2 protein-coding genes are annotated in these 1,684 nt (G+C 70.2%); one reads left to right on the plus strand and one right to left on the minus strand.

The genetic code is table 11. The features are described from left to right. Positions 1-331, minus strand: a 331-nt coding sequence (locus AC1D01_RS33620) for a hypothetical protein (protein ID WP_477873803.1), incomplete at its 3' end; no start/stop codon positions are given. Between the two features lie 171 nt (positions 332-502). Between AC1D01_RS33620 and sctU the strand changes: the two genes are divergently transcribed. Next, entirely contained in the window at positions 503-1,597 is a 1,095-nt protein-coding gene (gene sctU / locus AC1D01_RS33625; protein WP_477873804.1) for a type III secretion system export apparatus subunit SctU, read from the plus strand. Positions 1,598-1,684: the final 87 nt, after the last annotated feature.

Raw genomic sequence — 1,684 nt, forward strand, 5'->3', positions numbered from 1 at the left:
CGCTGAAATCGCCGGTCTCGATGCAGATCGAGATGCAGGTGCTGGCCGCGCTCGACGCCCGCGCGGTGTCGCCGGCGCGCGCCAGCTGCTCGCTGGCCGACAGCGCCCGCGCGTACGCGAGTTCGTACTCGCCGAGCTGCGCATGCAGCCGCGCCATCAGCAGCTGGATGCGGCCAAGCGTGTGGGCGTCGATGTCGTCGCCGGCGGCCAGCGCCGCCGCCTGTTCGAGCAGGCCGCGGTGGCGGGCAGGGTCTTCGGCGGCTTCGAGGGCGGGCAGCGCGTCGATCACGCGTTGCAGATCGGCCGTCGGCGGGGCGAGCAGGTCGGGCATGCGCCGCATTGTGAGGGCGTCTGCGGGCGCCGCGGCAGCGCCGTCATGAAGCCGGACGCCTCGCGTCGGGTTTGCGCACACCGCTTCGGGCCGGGCCCCGGCCGGCGCCGCGTGCACGCCTAGCCTGTCGATGTCGGCAATCCGTCGACGCCCGTTGCATTCGGTCACGCCATGTCCGACGAAAAAACCGAAGAGCCCACAGAGCAGAAGCTGCGCAAGGCGCGCGAGGAAGGCCAGGTCGCCAAGAGCCAGGACATGGCGATCGCCGGCTCCACGCTCGCGGTCGTCGGCACGCTGCTGGCGATGGCCGACAGCGCCGCCGCGCGCATGCGCACCGTGATCTCGCTGGCGCTGGACATCGGCCCCGGCGACATCCCGATGGACGTGATCTGGAAGCGCCTCGCCGCGATGGGCATGGAGGCGGGGCTCGTGATCCTGCCGCTGCTGGTGGTGGCGGCCATCGGCGCGGTGGTCGGCATCGCCGCGCACGTCGGCATCCAGCTCACGCCGAAGGCGGTGCAGCCCAAGTTCGACAGCCTGAACCCGGCCCAGGGCATCAAGAAGGTGTTCTCGCTGAAGTCGCTGATGACCTTCGCGCAGATGGTGCTGAAGGCGGTGGTGATCGGCGCGGTGATGTGGCAGGTGATCGTGCAGCTGCTGCCGCTGATCTCGGGCGCGGTGTTCCAGACGCCGATGGCGATCGGCGCCATCGCCTGGGGCGCGATCGGCAAGGTGCTGCTGTTCGCGGTGGCGCTGTTCATGGTGCTGGCCCCGCTCGACTTCGCGCTGCAGCGCCACCACTTCATGAAGGGCCAGCGCATGTCCAAGGACGAGATCAAGCGCGAGTTCAAGGGCCAGGAAGGCGACCCCGAGATCAAGGGCCAGCGCAAGCAGCTGGCGCGCGAACTGGCCGAGGAAGACCCGAAGCAGGCGGTGGGCCGGGCCGACGCGGTGGTCGTCAACCCGACGCACTACGCGGTGGCGATCCGCTACCGCGCCAACGAGGCCGGCGTGCCGGTCGTGCTGGCCAAGGGCGTGGACGACGCGGCGCTGATCATCCGCGGCCACGCCGAGGCGATGGGCGTGCCGGTGTTCGCGCACCCGCCGCTCGCGCGCGCGCTGCACAAGGTGCCGGTCGACCACGCCGTGCCCGAAGAGCTTTTCGAATCGGTGGCCGTGGTGCTGCGCTGGGTCGACGAGATCGGCGCCAGGCGCGCCGATGCACCCGCTGCACCGGCCCCCGGTTCCGACAACCCCGTTCATTGACCCTTTCCACCCAGGCGGATGCCATGAAGAAATTCAAGATCAACATAGGCGGCGATGCCGCGATGGTGGCCACGATCGTGGCCATCC

The organism is Rhizobacter sp. P3_B12, from assembly GCF_056402895.1.